General features: G+C 66.3%; 16 protein-coding genes. 8 read left to right on the top strand and 8 right to left on the bottom strand.

Going from position 1 to position 16181, the window contains the following annotated elements:
- Window positions 1-5 precede the first annotated feature (5 nt).
- Complete coding sequence (locus tag ACUCV0_RS22430) at window positions 6-1076, top strand: AbrB family transcriptional regulator (protein ID WP_482213779.1); 1071 nt, start codon at window positions 6-8, stop codon at window positions 1074-1076.
- Window positions 1077-1098: 22 nt separating this feature from the next.
- On the opposite strand, the gene ACUCV0_RS22425 is transcribed toward ACUCV0_RS22430, so the two are convergent.
- Window positions 1099-1359: a hypothetical protein gene (locus ACUCV0_RS22425; protein WP_059313788.1), complete on the bottom strand. Its 261-nt coding sequence runs from the start codon at window positions 1357-1359 to the stop codon at window positions 1099-1101.
- A gap of 205 nt (window positions 1360-1564) precedes the next feature.
- On the opposite strand from ACUCV0_RS22425, the gene ACUCV0_RS22420 reads away from it, so the two are divergent.
- Window positions 1565-3127 (top strand): GGDEF domain-containing protein, encoded by a 1563-nt coding sequence (locus ACUCV0_RS22420; RefSeq protein WP_482213778.1) that lies wholly within the window; start codon window positions 1565-1567, stop codon window positions 3125-3127.
- Here ACUCV0_RS22420 and ACUCV0_RS22415 read toward each other — a convergent pair.
- Window positions 3100-4119, bottom strand: a complete 1020-nt coding sequence (locus tag ACUCV0_RS22415; protein WP_482213777.1) for a GGDEF domain-containing protein — start codon at window positions 4117-4119, stop codon at window positions 3100-3102. The genes ACUCV0_RS22420 and ACUCV0_RS22415 overlap by 28 nt on opposite strands.
- Before the next feature lie 341 nt (window positions 4120-4460).
- Here ACUCV0_RS22415 and ACUCV0_RS22410 point away from each other — a divergent pair, with 341 nt between their 5' ends.
- Entirely contained in the window at window positions 4461-5273 is an 813-nt protein-coding gene (locus ACUCV0_RS22410; RefSeq protein WP_482213796.1) for an HDOD domain-containing protein, read from the top strand.
- Window positions 5274-5397: 124 nt separating this feature from the next.
- Entirely contained in the window at window positions 5398-5670 is a 273-nt protein-coding gene (locus ACUCV0_RS22405; protein ID WP_059313784.1) for a hypothetical protein, read from the top strand.
- A gap of 53 nt (window positions 5671-5723) precedes the next feature.
- Here the strand turns inward: ACUCV0_RS22405 and ACUCV0_RS22400 are convergent, their stop codons facing one another.
- Window positions 5724-5972, bottom strand: coding sequence for a hypothetical protein (locus tag ACUCV0_RS22400; RefSeq protein ID WP_059313783.1), 249 nt, complete (start codon window positions 5970-5972; stop codon window positions 5724-5726).
- Between the two features lie 152 nt (window positions 5973-6124).
- Here ACUCV0_RS22400 and ACUCV0_RS22395 point away from each other — a divergent pair, with 152 nt between their 5' ends.
- Entirely contained in the window at window positions 6125-6892 is a 768-nt protein-coding gene (locus ACUCV0_RS22395; RefSeq protein ID WP_059313782.1) for a hypothetical protein, read from the top strand.
- A gap of 4 nt (window positions 6893-6896) precedes the next feature.
- On the opposite strand, the gene ACUCV0_RS22390 is transcribed toward ACUCV0_RS22395, so the two are convergent.
- Window positions 6897-7670 carry an SIR2 family NAD-dependent protein deacylase gene (locus tag ACUCV0_RS22390; protein ID WP_482213776.1) on the bottom strand — a complete coding sequence of 258 codons (774 nt, stop codon included), beginning with the start codon at window positions 7668-7670 and terminating at the stop codon, window positions 6897-6899.
- Window positions 7671-7865: 195 nt separating this feature from the next.
- On the opposite strand from ACUCV0_RS22390, the gene ACUCV0_RS22385 reads away from it, so the two are divergent.
- A complete protein-coding gene (locus tag ACUCV0_RS22385) occupies window positions 7866-9779 on the top strand; it encodes an AAA family ATPase (RefSeq protein ID WP_059313780.1) in 1914 nt (637 codons plus the stop codon).
- 88 nt (window positions 9780-9867) lie between these two features.
- Here the strand turns inward: ACUCV0_RS22385 and ACUCV0_RS22380 are convergent, their stop codons facing one another.
- Both ACUCV0_RS22380 and ACUCV0_RS22375 read right to left on the bottom strand, forming a co-directional pair.
- Window positions 9868-11166, bottom strand: a complete 1299-nt coding sequence (locus ACUCV0_RS22380; protein WP_059313779.1) for a flavohemoglobin expression-modulating QEGLA motif protein — start codon at window positions 11164-11166, stop codon at window positions 9868-9870.
- A gap of 90 nt (window positions 11167-11256) precedes the next feature.
- A complete protein-coding gene (locus ACUCV0_RS22375) occupies window positions 11257-11682 on the bottom strand; it encodes a VOC family protein (protein WP_059313778.1) in 426 nt (141 codons plus the stop codon).
- 150 nt (window positions 11683-11832) lie between these two features.
- Here ACUCV0_RS22375 and ACUCV0_RS22370 point away from each other — a divergent pair, with 150 nt between their 5' ends.
- Window positions 11833-12717, top strand: coding sequence for a LysR family transcriptional regulator (locus ACUCV0_RS22370; protein ID WP_434775888.1), 885 nt, complete (start codon window positions 11833-11835; stop codon window positions 12715-12717).
- Here the strand turns inward: ACUCV0_RS22370 and ACUCV0_RS22365 are convergent.
- On the bottom strand, window positions 12685-14295 hold the full coding sequence (locus ACUCV0_RS22365; RefSeq protein WP_271654031.1) for an inorganic phosphate transporter: 1611 nt from the start codon (window positions 14293-14295) through the stop codon (window positions 12685-12687). The genes ACUCV0_RS22370 and ACUCV0_RS22365 overlap by 33 nt on opposite strands.
- A 153-nt stretch (window positions 14296-14448) precedes the next feature.
- On the opposite strand from ACUCV0_RS22365, the gene ACUCV0_RS22360 reads away from it, so the two are divergent.
- Entirely contained in the window at window positions 14449-15093 is a 645-nt protein-coding gene (locus ACUCV0_RS22360) for a hypothetical protein (protein WP_482213775.1), read from the top strand.
- Here ACUCV0_RS22360 and zapE read toward each other — a convergent pair.
- Complete coding sequence (gene zapE / locus ACUCV0_RS22355) at window positions 15090-16139, bottom strand: cell division protein ZapE (RefSeq protein ID WP_482213774.1); 1050 nt, start codon at window positions 16137-16139, stop codon at window positions 15090-15092. The genes ACUCV0_RS22360 and zapE overlap by 4 nt on opposite strands.
- Window positions 16140-16181 lie beyond the last annotated feature (42 nt).

Below are 16181 nucleotides of genomic sequence, written 5' to 3'. Positions count from 1 at the left end.
CCGTCTTGCCCATCCCGCCCGCCAACCTGCCCTGTCCTCCCCTGCTGCAATGGCTTGCCCTGATCCTTTGCTCGGCCCTGGTCGGGGGCGGACTCAGCTGGCTGCAGGTGCCCGCCGCGCTCTTTCTGGGCCCCATGCTGGTGGCCATCGCCTTTGGCGTCAGCGGCGCCAGCATCCGTCTGCCACGGCGCCTGTTCCAGTCCGGTCAGGGGGTGGTGGGCTGCCTGATCGCCCATGCCATGACCGCCGCGGTACTGCTCACCGTTGCCGAGCACTGGCCGGTGATGCTGCTGGCCACCGCCCTGACCGTCTTGCTCAGCCTGCTCACCGGGGCCCTGCTGGTACGTTTTGGCGGCCTGCCCGGTAGCACCGCGGCCTGGGGCACCACGCCAGGTGCAGCCGCCGCCATGGTCGCCATGGCCGAGGAATACGGCGCCGACCCCCGTATCGTCGCCACCATGCAATACGTGCGCGTGGTCTGCGTGGTGCTCATCAGTGCCCTGGTGGGCCGGCTACTGGGCGCGGAAGGCAGCGGCACGGGTCATCAGGCCACTGGCATCAGCCTGGACGGACACTTCGCCTTCAACCTGGCGCTGACCCTGGGAGTAGCCCTGGCCGGCAGCTGGTTGGGCGGACGGCTGTTTCCCGCCGGCGCCCTGCTGTTACCCATCGCCCTGGGCACCCTGCTGCAACTCAATGGTTGGCTGGATATCACGCTGCCCCACCTGCTGCTCGCGGCGGCCTATGGCGCCATGGGCTGCTATGTTGGCCTGAGATTCGACCGGGCCACCGTCAGCTATGTCTGGCGGGCCCTGCCCAAGATGATTTTCGCCTCGCTGCTGCTCATCGCCCTGTGCGCCCTGTCGGCGCTGCTGATGGCGCGGCTGATGCACGTCGATTTTCTCACCGCCTACCTGGCTACCAGCCCGGGTGGACTGGATTCGATGGCCATCATCGCGGTGGATGCCCATGCCGATGTCGGTCTGGTACTGGCCATGCAGGCACTGCGGCTGATCGGCGTGGTACTGACCGGGCCACTACTGGCCCGGCAGCTGGTCAAGCTCGCCCGCACCTAGCACGAGGTGCGGACGCCGGGGCCTAGGCCGAACGGCGACGTTCGACCTGGGCAGTGATGTTGTAGCCCTCGGCCGCATGGCCACGGACCACGACGCGCGCATCGGGATAGAAGCCCTTGAGGCGCTGCTCGAAGAGAAAGTAGATCTCCGCGCCGACCTGGATTTCCGCCGGATCGGTCAGGGTCAGGGAAAAACTGCGTACAGGATCGGCGGCATGCTGCAGCTCGTTCTCCTCGATGCGCTGCATGGCGTCTTCGACGATTTGTTCGGCGATCTGCGACATCTGTGACCTCCTGGTCAGGTACTGGCTGATTCACCATCCCCATGGACGGCTGTTTCGCTAATGACCACGAGCACGGCGAGAGGATTCGTTCTCTCTGCAAGATTCCGACGAAACTGTAGACTTGTATGACTTTACGACTTTCATGACGTCTCAATCGGCCGGGTTGCGGTCTCCTGCACACCGAGGACGAGGAAGCTGCCCCGCCATGGTCGACGCTGCCGATCACCCCGCTCCGCCCCGTAATCCGGCCACCCAGCGCCTGGCACTCTGGCTGCTCGTCTGCGCCGTCGCGGTGATCCTGGCACTGGAGTCCTGGCAGGTGTGGCGCAACTACCAGAATGCCTTCGCCAGCGCGCGCAGCGATGTCGGCAACATCGCCCTGGCAGCGGCCCAGCACGCCGACGATGCCATCAAGGAAGCCGATTCGTTGCTGGTCAGCATCCGTGACCGCCTGGAGGACCAACCGCTCGACCAGCTGGATCGCCCGCGGGTGCATCGCCTGCTGGCACGCCAGGCGACTCTGCTGCCGCAGCTCCACGGGTTGTTCATCTACGATCGCGACGGCAACTGGCGGGTGACCGACAAGAGCAGCAACCCGCCCCAGGCCAGCAACGCCGACCGTGAGTATTTCCAGTTTCACCGGGAGCATCCGGAAGACCGGCTGCACGTCGGCGCCGTGATCGAAAGCCGCAGCACTCATGAGCTGATCATTCCGGTGTCTCGGCGCCTGGAAGACCGCGCTGGCCACTTCGCCGGGGTCCTGCTCGCCACCATTCGCCTGCAGTATTTCGTAGACTATTACGCCCGCTTCAAACTGGACGGCCGAGGCGCCATCACCCTGGCGCTGGACGACGGCACCCTGATGGTACGGCGCCCCTATGTGCCCGAGCACGTCGGCACGCCGCTGGCCAGCAGCGTGCTGTTTCGCCAGTACGTGACCCAGGCGTCCACAGGTACCGCCCTGGTACGCGCCATGATCGACGGGCGCGAGCGCCTCTATGCCTTCCAGCATCTGGAAGGTTATCCGCTGGTAGCCCTGGCCGGCATCTCCAAGAGCGATATCCTCGTCAGCTGGCGCCAGGACATGCTGCGTTCGGTGACGGTGGTGGGCCTCATCATCCTTGGGATGCTGATCTTCGGCTTCAGCCTCTTGCGGGAAATCCGCGCCAGCGAACGTATCGAAGTGGCCCTGCGCCTGGCCCATGATGAGTTGCACAAGCTGACGCTCAAGGACAGCCTGACCGGCCTGGGCAATCGCCGGCAGTTCGACACCCTGCTGCCGGTGGAACTGGCGCGGGCGCAGCGCAACCATCAACCGCTCAGCCTGCTGATGATCGACATCGATCACTTCAAGGCCTATAACGATCACTACGGTCATCCGGCGGGTGATCGCTGCCTGCAGGCGGTAGCTGGCGTAGTGGCCTCGGCAGCACGGCGCCCGGGCGATCTGGCGGTGCGCTACGGTGGCGAGGAAATGGCTCTCTTGCTACCCAACTGCGACGCGGCCGGTGCCCAGCAGGTGGCCCTTGCGGTCCAGGAGCGGCTGCAGGTTCTGGAGGTACCCCACGCCACCAGCGCCTTCGGCCGCATCACCGTCAGCCTCGGCTTCGCCGTCCAGACACCCGGGGGGCTGCAGCCGCCGCAGCCCGCCGAGCTGCTGGCCAATGCCGACGCCGCCCTCTATCGCGCCAAGCACCTGGGGCGTAATCGCACCTACCCATCGGTGGACCCCGACGACGATCAGCCGCAGATCATGCCACCGCGGTAGTGCACCCGGTCCTTGCCGGCGCGCTTGGCCTGGTAGAGCTCGCCATCGGCCTGCTTGAGCAGATCGGAAGGCTGATAACCCGGGGCCAGGCGTGCGACGCCCGCACTAAAGGAAAAGCAGGTACCGGTGCTGGTGTTGCTGCGGATGTCATCGAGCAGCGCCTGCAACCGCTGCGCCAGGTGCCGCTCGTCCTCGGCCTCCAGCAACATGCCGAACTCCTCGCCGCCCAGGCGGCCGAAGCGGCCAGCGGGGAAATGCCGGCCCAGGATGGTCGCGATTTCCTTCAGTACCTGGTCGCCCACGTCATGGCCGAAGCGGTCGTTGATCCGTTTGAAGTCATCGATATCGAGCATGGCGAAATACCAGGACGGCGAGGCCTCCTCGCAGATCTGCTCTATGTCCAGCATCAGCGCCCGTCGGTTGCTGATGCCGGTGAGGGCATCGGTCTCCGCCTGCCGCCGGTAGTTTTCCTTAAGTTCCAGGGTGCTGGCGACGATACGCACGAAGGTGGCATTGAGCAGCACGCCCAGGGCCAAACTGGCGCCGAGCATCACCACGAACAGCGGCAGGCCCATCGCTGCGACCAGGTCCATCTGCCCGTAGAAGAGCAGCAGCCAGACGGCAGCGGCGGCGATGCCGTAGTCGAGCACATGGGAAAAGAGGATGGTCGAGCCCAGGGTGATGACGATGGCCATGGGAATCATCCAGGCCTGGCCGGGCTCGCCCATCTGCAGGATCTGGAAACGAAAGGCCAGGGCTTCGAAGAGCACGAATACCAAGGCGAACAAGCGCCAGACGACAAAGCGCCGCGCCGTGGCCATCGTCAGGCACGAGCCGACCATCCCGCCAAAGGCCAGCCAGCCCCACAGCGGGACCCCAGCGCTCAGGAAGGGGTTGATCAGCACACTGATCAACCAACCCAGGATGCCAGTGGTCTGCGCCAGCACATTGGGCAACTGCAGCATTTGGCGAATATGAGTCTGATAGGTCATTGCATAACTCGAACGCCAAATTTAGTGGCCAACTGACATCATTAGATGCTATCCCATTCGTTGCGTTTCGTCGGCGAAAAGCGGATTCAAGCAAGACGATAGACGTCTGAACATCACCCTGCCTCTGACCAGACAGCATAGGACCGCTTTCTCCACCGCACCGACGAAACGAACGGCGGCGAAAAGACGCCACCGGTCAGCTCGCCCTGCGAACCCGCAGGCCCCTCCCGCTAAGCTCTGCGCTTGAGATTTTCGGCTAGGCTTGGCAGTGCCCAAGCCGTCGTTCATGCTTCGAGCGACCTCAAGCCCCTTTTCTACCGGCATAGAACACACCAGGCGCCATCATGGAAATCGATGCTCTGTTCGACCACCTGCATACCCTTCCCAGCATTCCCAAGGTGGCGCAGGAGCTCATCCAGCAGTTCGACGATCCCCGCAGCAGCATCGAAGGCATCGCTCGTAACCTGGCATTGGATCCAGTGCTCTCGGCCAAGGTCTTGCGCCTGGCCAACTCGGTACGCTTTCGCGGCGTCCGCCCGTCCACCAGCATCGAAGGCGCGGCCATCCGCCTGGGCTTCGATGCCCTGCGTACCCTGGTGCTGGCGTCGGCGGTCACGGCAGCCTTCCGCCATAACCCGGCCTTCGACCCGCGAGATTTCTGGCAGCACAGTTTCGACGTGGCCAGCATCTGTCGCGTCCTCGCCCGCCAGGTCGGTGCCGATCCGGAAACGGCCTTTACCTGCGGCATGCTGCACAGCATCGGCGAATTGCTGATCAGGACGGCAGCACCCGACATCGCCGCGCGAATAGATGCCGAGCAGCGTGCGCCCTTCGTGGAAGGGGAAGCCCTCGGCTTCGGCTATCCCGAAGTGGGTGCCGAGCTGGCTCGCCGCTGGCAGCTGCCCGTGGTGATCCAGCACGCCATCGCCTATCAGCTGCACCCCCAGGACGCCCCCGACGACCCCACCCAGGCGCGGCTGGTGGCCCAGGCCCGCCTGGTCTCCTTTGTCCTGCGTCGCCATGGCGGCATCAACGAACAGGCCAAGGTCGCCTTGGGCAACGCCTTGCTGGAAGGCGTGGATCTGGACGAACTGCTGGCCGAACTGCCCCAGGTCATCGAAGCCGACAAGGCCTTTGGCACCCTGATCAACTGACCGGTTGTCTTCTGCACGAGGCGCGCTAGCACCTGCATCACAAATCTGCCAGCCGGTCGTGGCGAAAGTCGAACGGGTACCGCAAGAATCGGTCGAAGCGTTATAGCTGACAGGAGTGATTGCGATGGCCGAGCCGCTGAAGTTCACGGATGCGAACACCATTATCAAGGGCGCTTTCCAACCCATGTTGTGCGCCATGACCGCCCAGGATCAGGCGACCTTCAACGTCGAGGTCTATGCACCCAACGGCACGGCACTGTTGCAGCGACGCATCGCCCGGGTCGATCTGCTCGACAACTCCCTGCTGGAAGCCTTCATCTGCGACAGCCGTGCCCGCATCGAGCGGGCGACCCACGAACGCCTCGACTGGCAAGTGCGCTACACCCGCGCGTCCTGAGTCTGGCAACCGCTGTCGAACAGGCGCCCCAAGAGGCGCCTTTTTCGTGACCGTCAATCGTTGAGTTCGCGCTTCTGCTGGCTGCCCTGCTTGGTGGCGGGCGTCTTGCCGGTCTTTTTCTGGGTGGTTGGATTGGCCGTGGAGGTATCGTCGGCGCTGTCGCGCTTGCCGGTGTTGGAGCTGCCCGGCGCGCCGATGCCATTACCGGTCACACCGGCGTCATTGTTGCTGGCGGCCAGGCTAGGGCCGGCTACCAGAGCCAGGGCGGCGCTTAGGGCAAGTATCAGCGGGGTCTTGCGCATCGTGGTGTCCTCCTGCCGCGAAAGGAAGGGTGTCGCGGGCTGCACCCTGGTGGATTAGGCCAAAGGCCGGGCCAAGCGTTCCCGCCTTCCTATAGACTAATGGCCATCCCGCCGCGCCTCGAAAGGTCCGGCCGTCGTATTCAGGAGTGACCGTGAAGCACCGTTATCTCATCGTCGATCGCACCGCGCTCGATAGCCCTGCGCTGTTCGACTATCTGGCCGAGGCGCCGCAGCACCGGGTCATCGTCTCCGGCGGTACGGCCGAGCAGCTGTTTGCCGCAGATCTCTGGCCGCGCCTGCGCGAGCGCCTGGCGCCCCATGCCGAGCGCTTCTTCTTCGCCGACTCCAGCGGCCCGCTGCTGCAGGCCGAGCTGGAGGGTCGCAAGCCGGGTCTGCTGGATCGCGAGCTGACCCTGGCCTTCAAGCAGGCGGTGACCGCCGATGCCGAAGACGATCGCGTCCTGACGCGCATCCGCAGCGAACTGCTCGATACCGATCATGACTATCAAGCCAATCGCCGCATCTTCCTCAACAGCCTGCTCGGCCAGATGCGCCGTGCCCTGCCTGCCGGTGCGGTAACCGCCGGCAACTGGCAGGACGCCGTCCGCCAGGCCATCGCCGCCGCCCAGCAGGGGTTGGCCAAGGGCTTCGCGCCGGGTCTGGCCGATGCACCCTTCAAGGTCTTCCTCAAGGCCTATCCGCTCGCCGCACGCTATGTCGCCCAGCTCGCCGTGCTGCTGATCACCGCGGGTCGCCAGGACAACGATGTCCTCATCGACCGCTTCGTGGCGCAGGATCCGGCGCTGGTGGCCACCCTGTTCGACGGCCTGCTGACCGAAGACGAGGACCAGCGCCAGGCCTACACCGCGCTCAAGCGCACCCTGGATGCCCTGGGCACCGGCGGCCAGGCGCTGCACTGATGTCCTAGAGGCGTTCCAGCAGCGCTGGCAGGATCAGGCCCGCAGCCCCCAGCAACTGCCAGTCCGCCTGGAAATCCGCCGCCGGCTGCGGGTCGATGCGTATCACCGTCGCCCCCTGCTGGCGCGCCACCACCGGCAGACTGGCGGCTGGCTGCACCAAACCGGACGTGCCTACTACCAGGCAGAGGTCGCAGCGCTCGGCCAGCGCCCAGGCGGTAGCCAGGGCCGCTTCCGGCAAGGACTCGCCGAACCACACCACCCCGGGCCGCGCCAAGCCGCCGCACAGCGGACAGGTCGGCGGCGCCAGCAGCTGCGCCTCTGCGCCCACGGGTGGCGCCGCCGCCAGGGGATTCGCGCAATCGAAGCAGCGTGGTTCATGCAGGCTGCCGTGCAGATGGATGACGTCGCGACTGCCAGCCCGCTCATGCAGGTCGTCGACATTCTGGGTGACCAGCCGCAATCGCCCCTGGCGGTCGGCCCAGTCCGCCAGGGCGCGATGGGCCGGGTTGGGTTCGGCCCTGAGCACCTGGGCACGCCGCCACTCGTACCAACTCCAGACCCGCGCGGGATCCTCCTGAAAGGCCTCCGCGGTGGCCAGTTGCGCCGGATCGAAGCGCGCCCAGAGACCGGTCAGGGCTTCGCGAAAGGTGGCTATGCCACTCTCCGCCGAGACGCCGGCGCCGGTCAGCACCAGCACCTCGTCGGCTTGTCGCAAGCGATCGAGCAGGACCTCGGGGAGCGGCGCGAGTCCGGACCGGCAATCGAAGGGATCGGGCATAAGGGCGCTGGCTCCTGACATCTAAGGCAACACAAGGGGGTCTTGCGGACCGCTAAAAAGGCCGAAAGTGTGACGATACTCGACGGATGGTGAGTCCGCTCATCGTTTTCCCGGGAACCGAGGTTCACCCTTTTTCCCACAGGCCGATAATCCGGGAGTCCGCGTCCGATGTCGCTCCTACCCAACGGTATGTGAATGAAGAAGTCCGTCGTTTCCAAGTATCCGCGCCTGCTGATCGCCGGTGCTCTCGCCCTCGTCACCCTCGTCAGCCTGGCCTGCTGGTGGTGGCTCAAGCCTTCCACCCCGGCTCCGACCGCCACGGCCATGCTCGCCAGTGTGCAGCAGACGCCTGAACACTGGACCCAGGAGCCTCGCGATTTCTCCGTGCTGCTGGCCGATCTGCGCGCCAAGGTCATCAGTGGCGCCGTGATCGGTGACCATACCCTCTACATCGACACCACCCGCGGCGAGCACTACGCGGTGACCGACAATGGCGGTCGCCTGACCGACCGGCTGCTGGCCGACTACGCCACCCAAGCCGAGCCGCTGTTCCCGATCGCCACCTGGAGCGAGTCCGGCCAGCGCCACCCCTGGCTGGATGCCCTGCTGTTCAACCTGCCGGGCTACCTGCTCCTGCTGCTGCTGGCCGTGCCCCTGGCGCTGCGTTTCGCCAGCCCCTTCAAGCTGCACCGCAAGGGCACCGGCATCTCCTTCAAAGATGTGGTCGGCGCCGCCGAAGCCAAGCGCGCCCTGGAAGACGTCACCACCTGCCTGCGCAATCCCGAGGCCTTCGCCGCCCTCGGCGCCCGTCCGCCCAAGGGCGTACTGCTGACCGGCGAGCCCGGCACCGGCAAGACCCAGTTGGCCAAGGCCCTGGCGACCGAGTGCAACGCCCACTTCATTCAGGTGACCGGCAGCGACTTCTCCTCGATGTTCTTTGGTGTCGGCATCCAGAAGGTCAAGTCGCTGTTCCGCACGGCGCGCAAGAAAGCGCCCTGCATCATCTTCATCGACGAGATCGACGGCATCGGTCGCCGCGCCGAGCAGTCGCGCTCCAGCGATGCCGAAGCCAACCGCATCATCAACCAGTTCCTCACCGAACTGGACGGCTTCGACGGCACCAGTGGCGTGCTGGTCCTGGGCGCCACCAACTTCGCCGACTCCCTGGATCCGGCGCTGCGCCGCGAAGGTCGCTTCGACCGTACCATCGCCGTGCCGCTGCCGAGCCTGGAAGACCGTCGCGCCCTGTTCGAACTCTATGCCGGCAAGCTGCCCTGCGAAGGCGAACTGGACCTGGCCGCCCTGTCGCGCGGCACCGTGGGCCTGACCCCGGCGGCCATCGCCTACATCAGCAACCACGCCGCCCTGCTGGCCGCTCGCGAGAATGCCAGCGCCGTGACCATGGCCCACTTCGTCGAGGCCATCGAGACCTGCCGGATCGGCGAGCAACCGGTCGGCGTCACCCCGCTGGGTTCGGCCGAGCGCACCCGCATCGCCGTGCACGAAGCCGGTCATGCCCTGGTCGCTGCCGTGCTCAATGTCGGCCGGGTGGAAAAGGTCACCCTGCTGCCCCGTGGCCAGGCCCTGGGCGTGACCCTGATCACTCCCACCGAAGACAAGCGCCTGCACCTGAAGTCGGAACTCGAAGGCCGTATCCAGATGCTGCTGGCCGGCCGCTGCGCCGAGCAGCTGTACTTCAACGAGGTCTCTTCGGGCGCTGCCCAGGACCTGCAGGAAGCCTCCAAGCTGGCGCTGTCCATGGTCGCCTCCCTGGGCATGGGCCCGAGCGGCTCGCTGCTCAGCCTGCAGGCCCTGCGCGACGCCGGGATCGAGTTCGACGCCGCGCCCAGCATCGCCTCCGCCGATCAGCTGCTGCACAGCCTGGATCATCGCTGCCTGGCGCTGATCACCGAGCTCAAGCCGGCACTGGACGACATCACCGAGCAACTGCTGCGCGACGAGACCATCCCCGGCAGCGCCGTGGCCGAAGCCATCGCCCGCGCCAGTGGCCGGGAAGCCTGCGGCGCTCTCAACCGTGCCCTGGCCCACCTGCCGGAGCGTGCAGGCGACAGCGAACCCAGCATCGCCGCGGCCTTCCAGGGCGACTGATCCCGGCGACCTCTGGTCCTGGCAAAGAAAAGCCCTGGTCTGCCGGGGCTTTTTCATGTCAGGGCCTGTTCAGATCCTTGCCAGCTTCTCAAAGGATGTTGGCGTAGTCCGCCTCGATCCGATCCAGGCTCAGGTGATTGAGGAAGTTGGAAAAGCACATCCAGGCCGCCAGGGCGTTGAGGTCCTGGAATTGCGCCGGCAGGTACTTGGGCGGCACCACCACGCCCTCGTCCACCAGCTGGCGCAGGATGCGCATGTCCTCCAGGGTGGTCTTGCCGCAGAACAGCAGCGGGATCTGCTCCAGCTTGCCCTTGCGCACCGCCAGCTGAATGTAGTTGTAGATCAGGATGAAGCCCTTGAGATAGGACAGGTCCTTGGTGAAGGGCAGCCCGGTCGGCGTCGAGCCGCGGAACACCCGGCTGGCGTTCTGGTAGCCCGACTCCAAGTCGTAGCCCTGCTCCTGGAAGAAGCGGAAGACCTCGAGAAAATCGGCGCCGTCCTCGGCCAGGTGGATGGCGCGGGTGCGATTGGTCAGCTTGCGTAGGCGGGTCGGATAGGAGGCGAAGGCGATCACTTCCATGAGGATCGCCAGGCCCTCCTGGGTCACGGTGGACGACGGCGGACCCTTGGCCAGGAAGGTGCAGATCGGCTGGTTCTGGCCATTGAGGGTGGTACCGACGTGCACCAGGCCCTCGTGGACTTCCAGGGCGCGCACGTCACGCTCGTTGAACAGGGCGTCGGCACGCACCTTGATGTAGTCGGCGCCCGCCGCGGCGTCGGCGACGATACCGTCGGACTCGAACACCCGGATGGTGCCTTCCGTCTCGCCGAAGACCCGATTCAGCCGTTCCTGCAGGATGGGCACGGCGTCCTTGGCGGTCAGGGTCTTGGGCTCGTCCTCCAGGGCACCGCGATGGGCGATGTTGTCCAGGTAGCTGGACATCATCATGCCCAGGTCGGCCAGGGTCGGATCGCCAGCATGAAAGGCGTCCGAGGCGGCGCCATAGAGCTCTTGGGAGATCAGCCCGAAATCCGGGGTGCCACGCGCCTGCAACATGCGAATCACCATGCGGTACTCGCGGCACATGCGCCTCATGATCTGGCCGACCGGATTGAACTGGCCGAGCTGGCGGGTCACCTCCCGCTCGATGCTCTGGAATTCGCCCTTGAGCGCATCGGCATCGAACCCCAGCGGACGTCCGTCGTAGAAGGCGCGATCCACCGCAGGCAGGCGCTTGCCCTTGCCATCCAGGAAACCCTGGCGCACCTCGTCGTCCCACTTCACCGCATCGAGGATGCGGATCGGCGCCTGGGCCGCGACGATGCGGTCGGACAGCTGGCGAATGGTCTGGTGATAGGGATCGAGAAAGGGCTGGCGGGCATTCATGACGGCGACCGGGCGACGGGCAAGACCTCAAGGATGGCCGTTGCCACGTCTTTTGCCTAGGTTTCGCGACGGCAGGCCGGCCGAGCCGCGCTATTTGGCGAACAGCTGGCTCATGTCCTTGAACGCCTTGAACTCCAGGGCGTTGCCGCAGGGGTCGAACAGAAACATGGTGGCCTGCTCGCCCACCTGGCCCTGGAAGCGGATGTAGGGCTCGATGACGAATTGAGTCTCGCGGGCGCGCAGACGGTCGGCCAGGGCTTCCCACTCGTCCCAGCCCAGCACGATGCCGAAGTGCGGCACCGGCACGTTGTGGCCGTCCACGGCGTTGGTGTGAGCTTCGTCCTGGGAAGCGGTCTTGGGATGCTCGTGGATCACCAACTGGTGGCCATAGAAGTCGAAGTCAACCCAGTGGTCGCTGGAGCGGCCTTCGGCGAGGCCGAAGACCTCCCCGTAGAAATGCCGCGCGGCAGCCAGGTCGTAGACGGGAATGGCGAGGTGAAAGGGCGACAGGGCCATACGTGGAATTCCTGATGGAGGATGGATGGCTCATTCTCACCTCAAGTTTTCCTGCGCATGAAGCGCATATTCCTGCCCCCGAGCATCGAAATTTTTGTCGCTCGACGCTGGGCTCGCTACAGTGCCCTATCCAGGCATCGGGCATCCGCCATGCTTCGCGAACTCAAGACCTTTCTCGCCGTCGTCCGCCATGGCAGCTTCGCCGCGGCCGGTCTGCACGTAGGCCTCACGCCTTCGGCGGTGAGCGCCCAGATCCGCAATCTGGAGCAGAACCTGGGCGTGGATCTCTTCGACCGCAACGGACGCAGCGCCCTGCTCAATGCCGCGGGACGCCGCGCCCTGCCCTTGGCCGAGGAAATCCTCGCTACCTACGCCCGCATGGCGGGCGCCGGGGACGAGATCCAGGGCGAGTTGCGCATCGGCGCCATCGCCAGCGTCCAGACCGGCCTGCTGCCCGGCACCCTGGTGCGGCTGCGCCAGCGGGCGCCACGCCTGGAGCCCCGCCTGGTGCCTGGGGTGTCGCTCGCCCTGCTCAGCCAGGTGGACGCCGGCGAGTTGGACCTGGCCATCCTCATCCGCCCGCCCTTCGAGCTGCCCAAGGAGCTGCACGCCACCACCTTGTTGCAGGAACCCTTCGTGCTGATCGTCCCGCCAGGGCTGACAGGTGACGATCCCCGGCTGTTGCTGGAGACCCAACCCTTCATCCGCTACGACCGCCACTCCTTCGGCGGACGCCGGGTCAGCGCCTTTCTGCGCGAGCAGCGCCTGACGGTGCGCCAGGTGCTCGAACTCGACGAGCTCGACGCCATCGTCAAGATGGTGGAGCACGGCCTGGGGGTGGCCCTGGTGCCCTGCGCCGGCCTCTGGCTGGAGCATGCGCGGGTGCGCCGGCTATCGCTCGGCACCCTCACCTTCCATCGCGAACTGCAGGTCATCACTCGCCACGCCGGGCGCGATCTGCCGGCGGTGGCGCTGTTTCGCCAGTGCCTGACCGAGGCCGTGTCAGAACAGCTGCACCAGCAACCAGTAGAGTGAAGCGGACAGCGCCATGGCTACCGGCAGGGTGAGCACCCAGGCCAGCGCCAGATTGCGCACCGTGGCCCACTGCAATCCGGAACCATTGGCGGCCATGGTCCCGGCCACGCCCGAAGAGAGCACATGGGTGGTGGAGACCGGCAGGCCGAAGGCATCCGCCGCGCCTATGGTGCCCATGGCCACCAGCTCGGCCGAGGCACCCTGGGCATAGGTCAGGTGGGTCTTGCCGATGCGCTCGCCAACGGTGATGACGATGCGCCGCCAGCCGACCAGGGTGCCCAGGCCCAGGGCGATGGCCACCGCCACCTTCACCCATAGCGGGATGAAGCGGGTGGCCTGATCGATCTGCCGCTTGAATTCCTTGAGGTCCTCCTGCGCCTTGGGCGCCAGGCCCGGCAGGTGCTCCTTCTCCAGCAGGCGGATGGATTCCGACGCCAGGTACATGGCATTGCGCACGTTGGGCATGCTCTGCGCCGGCACGTTGTTGAGGGCGCCGTACTGACGCACCTCGCGCGCGATGTCGTCGGTGATGGCCGCCAGCGCCGGCAGCACCTCGGGATTGCTCTGCCGCTTGCGCACGAATTCCAGTAGTACGCCGTGGGGATCGGCTGGCGCAGCCTGGGGCGCCGCCTGGCGCAGGCCGCTGGCGGTGACCTCGGCCACAGCGGCAAAGGCCGGGGTGGCGGTGGCCGGCACCGCGCGATTGAGCGCATAGGCGGTCGGCAGGGCGCCGACCAGGATCAGCATGATCAGCCCCATGCCCTTCTGGCCGTCGTTGGAACCATGGGCGAAGGACACCCCGGTGCAGGTCAGGATCAGCAGGCCGCGGATCCAGGGCGGCGGCGGTTCGGCGCTTTTCGGCTCCTGGTAGAGCGTCTGGTCGCGCACGATCCGCTTGAGCAGCACCAGCAGCACGGCCGCGCAGACGAAGCCGATCAGCGGCGAGAACAGCAGCGCATAGCCGACCTTGGCCACCTGGCCCCAGTCCACGCCGCTGCTGCCATCCAGGCCGCCCAGCCAGGCGTGCATCAGGCCGACGCCGATGATGGAGCCGATCAGGGTATGGGACGAGGACGCCGGCAAGCCCAGCCACCAGGTACCGAGATTCCAGATGATGGCGGCGATCAGCAAGGCGAAGATCATGGCGAAGCCCCGGCCCGCGCCCATTTCCACCACCAGGTCCACCGGCAGCAGGGCGATGACGCTGAAGGCCACCGCGCCGCTGGAGAACAGCACCCCGAGGAAATTGCAGAAGCCGGACCAGAGCACCGCCGCATTGGGCGGCAGCGAGTGGGTGTAGATCACCGTGGCCACGGCATTGGCGGTGTCGTGGAAGCCGTTGACGAATTCGAAGCCGAGGGCGATCACCAGCGCCAGCGCCAGCCCCGCGAAAGGCAGCCAGGTGGTGGGCGGCGACTGGGCATCGCTGACGTCGCTGTGGATACCCCCGAGAGTGACCGCCAGACCGGTCAGCAGCAGCACGATGAACAGCACGATCCGCAGCGGACCGGGCTTGCGCGAACTGTGCAGGGGATGGGACAGCGGTGACAGGGAGGCGGCTGGACTGGACGAAGGCATGGGGCGAACTCCGACACGGGATCTGCCTACCCTGCGCCGGCTGCATGACGCTTTTACGTCAGCCCTGAGACCAGACGACGGATGACCGCCGCGTGCCTTTTTCCGTGTCGACCTCGGCCTGCTAGGCTGGGCCTTTGCCCAAGGATCGCACCTATGCCCCCACGCTTGCTGCTCTGTCCTCTTCTGCTGTGGTCCCTTGCCAGCGGTGCCCTGGCCGCCACCGAGCGTGCCCCGCGCAGTTGCGCCCAGGAGCTGGGGCAAAAGCCGGCCCAGGCGCTGGCCACGACCTGTCGGGCGCTCTCCCCCGCGACGCATCCGCCCTGCAACGCCGCCAACAGTTGCGCGCTGATGCAGGACGAAATCGCCCGCAGTTGCGCCCTGTTCGGTGACGACGAGGCTGCCAAGCAGCCCGGTTGCGGTCCGCTACCCAGCAGCGCCGAAGCGGCTGCGGCAGTGGTGGCACGCTACTACCGCGCGCTGGATGCCCGGGACTACGGTACCGCCTGGCAGCAATGGGGAAGCGACGGCCAGCCCGGCAACAGCTACGAGCGCTTCCGCCAGGGCTATGCCCGGACCCGCGGCGTGCAGGTGACCCTCGGTCAGCCCGGTCCGGTCGAGGGCGCGGCGGGCTCGAGCTATGTCAGCGTTCCGGTCACGGTAAGGGCGCGCCTGGTCGACGGCACTCGCCAGACCTTTAGCGGCAGCTATCAGGTGCGCCGGGTCAACGACGTCGATGGCGCCTCGGCCGAACAGCGCCGCTGGCATCTGGACAGTGCGAAGCTACGGCAACAGCGCTAACCGGGGCCGATCTGCCGCAGCTGGGACAGCCGACTGCGCGTACGCGACATGTCGGCGATCTCGCTGTCGGCCAGGGTCTCGTCGAGAGGCGCGGCGCTGACCAGGAACAGCGCCAGCCGGCGGTCGTAGAGCACATCCACCAGGTTGATGAAACGCTGTCGCGCGGCGGGGCTGGCCTCGCGCAGCGGAGGTACCTCGTCGAGCAGCCAGCGGTGCCAGGTTTCGCTCAGGGTCAGGTAGTCGAGGACCGCCGTGGGGCCTTCGCAGAGCTCGGCGAAACTGAACTGCAGCAGCCCATCCGCCGCGCTGATGGCGGGGAGATGGCGATGCCCCACCGCTACCTCCACCCGCGTCTCCGCCATCGGCGGCAGCCCCAGGGCGCGGCGCTGATCAGGGCTACCCGGCCAGAGATAGGCGCCAACGCCGAAGGGATCGGGCTCGACGGAGCTGGCACTGCGGTAGTCCTGGGGGCCGGCCACCGAGAGAATGTCCATACGCGTCTCGATCAACCGGATCGCCGGCAGGAAGCGCTCGTGGTAGAGCGGATTGGGCAGCAGCCCTTCGGGCGGATAGTTGGAGGTGGTGATCAGCACCACGCCGCGGCTGAACAACGCCTTGAACAGCCGGGTAATGAGCATGGCATCGCCGATGTCATGCACATGGAATTCATCGAAGCAGAGCAGTCGGCAACCTTCCAGCAGGTCGTCCAGGCTGGCGGCCAGGGCATCGCCACCCGCTGGCTGACGAAACATGCGCTCGTGCAGGTCGCGAAAGAAGGCATGAAAGTGCACGCGGCGCTTCTCGGCGAATGGTAGAGCGGCGAAGAAGCCGTCCAGCAGGAAGCTCTTGCCACGCCCCACCGGCCCCCAGAGGTAGAGGCTGCGCGGCGCTTGGCGGCGGAACAGCCGCGGGCGCAGCAGCTCGTCGGCCAAGACGGCGAAGCGCTCGATGGCCGCCTGTTGGGCGCTATCAAGGGTGTAGCCACGGGTTCGAGCCAGATCGGCGAAATGCTCCAGCACCTGCTGGGCGGGCGAAGCAACGGTCATGACGGCACGTCAGGAAAGATAGGCCGCTAATGAAGCCGCAGC

The organism is Pseudomonas sp. VMV1 (genome assembly GCF_056790235.1).
Note: the sequence above shows the minus strand (reverse complement) of the source record. Positions and strands in the feature narration are given on the sequence as shown.

Excerpts from the sequence above, each read along its gene's own strand:
- ACUCV0_RS22425 (WP_059313788.1), bottom strand. The coding sequence starts at position 1,359 with ATGTCGCAGATCGCCGAACAAATCGTCGAAGACGCCATGCAGCGCATC.
- ACUCV0_RS22420 (WP_482213778.1), top strand. The coding sequence starts at position 1,565 with ATGGTCGACGCTGCCGATCACCCCGCTCCGCCCCGTAATCCGGCCACC.
- ACUCV0_RS22415 (WP_482213777.1), bottom strand. The coding sequence starts at position 4,119 with ATGACCTATCAGACTCATATTCGCCAAATGCTGCAGTTGCCCAATGTG.
- ACUCV0_RS22405 (WP_059313784.1), top strand. The coding sequence starts at position 5,398 with ATGGCCGAGCCGCTGAAGTTCACGGATGCGAACACCATTATCAAGGGC.
- ACUCV0_RS22400 (WP_059313783.1), bottom strand. The coding sequence starts at position 5,972 with ATGCGCAAGACCCCGCTGATACTTGCCCTAAGCGCCGCCCTGGCTCTG.
- ACUCV0_RS22390 (WP_482213776.1), bottom strand. The coding sequence starts at position 7,670 with ATGCCCGATCCCTTCGATTGCCGGTCCGGACTCGCGCCGCTCCCCGAG.
- ACUCV0_RS22385 (WP_059313780.1), top strand. The coding sequence starts at position 7,866 with ATGAAGAAGTCCGTCGTTTCCAAGTATCCGCGCCTGCTGATCGCCGGT.
- ACUCV0_RS22380 (WP_059313779.1), bottom strand. The coding sequence starts at position 11,166 with ATGAATGCCCGCCAGCCCTTTCTCGATCCCTATCACCAGACCATTCGC.
- ACUCV0_RS22375 (WP_059313778.1), bottom strand. The coding sequence starts at position 11,682 with ATGGCCCTGTCGCCCTTTCACCTCGCCATTCCCGTCTACGACCTGGCT.
- ACUCV0_RS22370 (WP_434775888.1), top strand. The coding sequence starts at position 11,833 with ATGCTTCGCGAACTCAAGACCTTTCTCGCCGTCGTCCGCCATGGCAGC.
- ACUCV0_RS22365 (WP_271654031.1), bottom strand. The coding sequence starts at position 14,295 with ATGCCTTCGTCCAGTCCAGCCGCCTCCCTGTCACCGCTGTCCCATCCC.
- ACUCV0_RS22360 (WP_482213775.1), top strand. The coding sequence starts at position 14,449 with ATGCCCCCACGCTTGCTGCTCTGTCCTCTTCTGCTGTGGTCCCTTGCC.
- zapE (WP_482213774.1), bottom strand. The coding sequence starts at position 16,139 with ATGACCGTTGCTTCGCCCGCCCAGCAGGTGCTGGAGCATTTCGCCGAT.